The sequence below is a fragment of the Streptomyces bambusae genome (assembly GCF_019400985.1).
Classification (GTDB): Bacteria; Actinomycetota; Actinomycetes; order Streptomycetales; family Streptomycetaceae; genus Streptomyces; species Streptomyces bambusae_A.
Genome location: NZ_WTFF01000532.1, coordinates 1 through 2,905, shown reverse-complemented (window position 1 = coordinate 2,905; position 2,905 = coordinate 1). Strand labels below are relative to the sequence as shown.

Annotated in this window: 3 protein-coding genes; 1 reads left to right on the top strand and 2 read right to left on the bottom strand. The window is 77.4% G+C overall.

The window, feature by feature from the left end:
* On the top strand, positions 1 to 938 hold a 938-nt coding region (locus GPJ59_RS35180; protein WP_219672141.1), incomplete at its 5' end, for an MMPL family transporter.
* Here the strand turns inward: GPJ59_RS35180 and GPJ59_RS35175 are convergent.
* Both GPJ59_RS35175 and GPJ59_RS35170 read right to left on the bottom strand, forming a co-directional pair.
* Positions 928 to 1,188 (bottom strand): hypothetical protein, encoded by a 261-nt coding sequence (locus GPJ59_RS35175; protein ID WP_219672140.1) that lies wholly within the window; start codon positions 1,186 to 1,188, stop codon positions 928 to 930. The two genes, GPJ59_RS35180 and GPJ59_RS35175, sit on opposite strands and share 11 nt — an antisense overlap.
* Positions 1,189 to 1,319: 131 nt before the next feature.
* On the bottom strand, positions 1,320 to 2,684 hold the full coding sequence (locus tag GPJ59_RS35170) for a M16 family metallopeptidase (protein WP_308120666.1): 1,365 nt from the start codon (positions 2,682 to 2,684) through the stop codon (positions 1,320 to 1,322).
* Positions 2,685 to 2,905 lie beyond the last annotated feature (221 nt).

The window sequence follows — 2,905 nt, the reverse complement described above, 5'->3', positions numbered from 1 at the left end:
ACGGCCTGGCGGCGCTGCCCGCCGGGGTGTCCGACCCGGCCGGGGTGTTCGTCACCGCCGCCGACGGCGGCCCGCTGGACGCCGGTGCGCTGGGCGGGCTGAACGCGCTGGCCCGGGCGCTGGGCGCGGTCGACGGGGTGGGGCAGGTGGCTCCGGTGGTGTCGAGCGCGGACCGGCGGGCCGCCCGGATCGACGTGTTCCTGGACCTCGATCCGCAGAGCCGGGCCGCTCGTGACCTGGTGTCGGGGCCGCTGCGGGCGGTGGTGGCCGAGCACCGGCCCGCCGGGACGTACGCGTACGTCGGGGGCGGCGCGGCCGTCTTCGCCGACATCTCGGTCGCCGCCGCGGAGGACCTGCGGGTGGTCTTCCCCGTGGCGGCGGTGCTGATCGCGCTGATCCTCTTCCTGCTGCTGCGCAGCCTGCTGGCGCCGGTGGTCCTGCTGCTCGCGGTCGGGCTGGGCTTCGCCGCCACCCTGGGCGCCTCGACCCTGGTCTTCCAGCACGCGCTGGGCCGGCCGGGGGTGGACTTCACGCTGCCGCTGGTGCTGTTCCTGTTCGTGGTGGCGCTGGGGACGGACTACAACATCCTGGTGGCCGACCGGATCAGGGAGGAGATGCGCCACCCGGGTCCGGCCCGTGCGGCGGTGGCCCGCGCCGTGCGGCACACCGCGCCCGCCGTCGCCACGGCGGGCCTGGTCCTGGCCGCGTCGTTCGCCGGGCTCGCGGTCGACCCGGCCCCCGCCACCCAGCAGATCGGCTTCGCCACGGCGCTCGGGATCCTGCTCTCGGCGTTCGTGCTGTCCATTGTTCTGGTGCCCGCGCTGGCCGCGTTGCTGGGGCGCGCGCTGTGGTGGCCGGTGCGGGGGCGGGCGCGGGGGCGGGGGCAGGCGCGGGGGCAGGCGCGGGGGCAGCGGCGGGGTGTTCGCGTCAGTTCTTGACGAAGAGGGTCTGGGAGGGGGTGAAGGGGAGCTCCTGGACGCAGGCGTAGGCGGTCCATCGGCCCTGCGCCACGCCCTGCGTGCCCGTCGACCGGCACTGGGCGGCGGTCGGGAAGGAGTGCTCGCGCACGTAGCCCTCGGGCGCCGCCGTTCGGGCGGTCGGTGCTGCGGAGGCATGCGGGGTGGTGAGGGCGAGGGCGGCGGCGGCGAGGAGCGTGCCGGGCAGGGCGAGGGGGAGGGAGCGGTTCATGTCGGAGCCTTCCTTGTTCGGGGTCGTGTCGTGTCGTGTCGTGTCGTACCCGACCGGGGGTGGCGGGCGGGCCGGGCGGTGCGGGGCTGTGCCGGGGGGTGCGGGGCTGTGCGGGGGTGCGCCGGCGGGTGTCAGGGGCCGAGGACCGTCAGGGGGCCCAGGCCCAGGGCCTCCAGCGGGGCTGTGATCGAGGCCGCGTCGCCCACGGCCACGACGACCAGGCGGTCCGGGGGGAACGCCGAAACCACGGCGCGGGTCGCCTCGGGGGCGGTGACGGCCGCCAGGCGGGCGTGGATCGTGCTGAGGTAGTCGGCCGGGAGGCGTTCGGCGGTGGCCCGGACGACGGCCTTCACCGTGGACACGGCGGTCTGGTACTGCAACGGGGCCACCTGGACGAGGTTGTTCACCGCCGAGGTGCGTTCGCCGTGGCTCAGGCCGGCGGGGAGGGAGTGCAGGACCTCGAAGATCTCCGAGACGGCCGGAGCGGTGGCCGCCGTGTGGACGGCCCCGCCGATGGACACCACGGCGCCCGAGCGCAGCGGTTGGGCGCAGGCGGTGATGCCGTAGGTGTAGCCGCGGCGTTCGCGCAGGACCTGGTCGAGGCGGGAGGTGAGGCCGCCGCCGAGGCAGTGGATGCCGATGGACTGGGCGGGCCACGTGGGCGCGTGGCGGTCCAGGCCGTGCCGCCCGACCATCAGCGTGCTCTGGACGGCGCCGGGCCGGTCGACGACGACCAGCCGGGTCCGGTCGTCGGCGGTGTGCGGGGCGTGGACGGGAGTGGGCGGGCCGGCGGGAGCGGCCCAGCGGCCCAGGGTCCGCTCCAGCAGGCCGGTCAGTTCCTCCGCGGGGAGGTCGGCGGCGACGACGGCGGTGGCGGTCGCGGGGCGGGCGTGGGCGTCGTAGAAGGTGCGGACGGCCGTGTGGTCGATACGGGCGACGGTCGCGCGGGTGCCGGCCGCGGGGCGGGAGATGCGCTGGGCGGGGTCGTACAGCGCGGACTGGAGGGCCAGGAACGCCCGCAGGTGCGGGGTGGAGTGCTCGTGGCCGATCTCGTCCAGGCGCTGCGCCCGCAGTCGGGAGACCTCGTGGGGCGGGAAGGCGGGTGCGTGCAGTGTGTCGGCGAGGAGGTCGAGCACCCGCTCCAGCCGGGACCGGGGCGCCTGGAGGGCGATGGCGATGCCGTGGGGGCCCGCGATGCTGTCGAACGTCGCGCCGCACCGCTCGATCTCGGCGGCGAACCGGGGTCCGTGCAGGGCGGTGGATCCCTCCTGCAGGGCACGGGAGGCGAGTTCGCAGATGCCGTCGAGGCCGTCCGGCTCGGCGTCGAGCGGGACGTCGAGGAACAGGCCCACGGCAGCGAGGCGGTGGCCGGGGCGGGCGATGTGGCGAACGCGCAGGGCGTTGCCGAGCCGGAGCTCGCGGGGGGCGGGGAAGACCCAGGGCCGCGCGGGCGCGGGGGCGGGACGGTCGGGGACCAGCGATGCGAGCGCTGCCACGGCTGCCTCGGCGGGGCGGGGGTGGGGGCCGGGGCTGGGGCTGGGGCGGGGTGGCGTGGCGGTGGTCATCGGGGGGGGGCCTCTCCGGGGGCGGGGGGGGGCGGGGGGGGCCGGGCCGGGGGGGGGGGGGGGGGGGGGGGGGGGGGGGGGGGGGGGGGGGGGGGGGGGTTTCTTTTTTACCCTTCCCGGCCCCCCGCACACGGGGGGGGTCCTGTTGTGCG

What these genes read in the sequence shown, in the direction of transcription:
- GPJ59_RS35175 (WP_219672140.1), bottom strand. Translation starts at nt 1,188, where the DNA reads ATGAACCGCTCCCTCCCCCTCGCCCTGCCCGGCACGCTCCTCGCCGCC.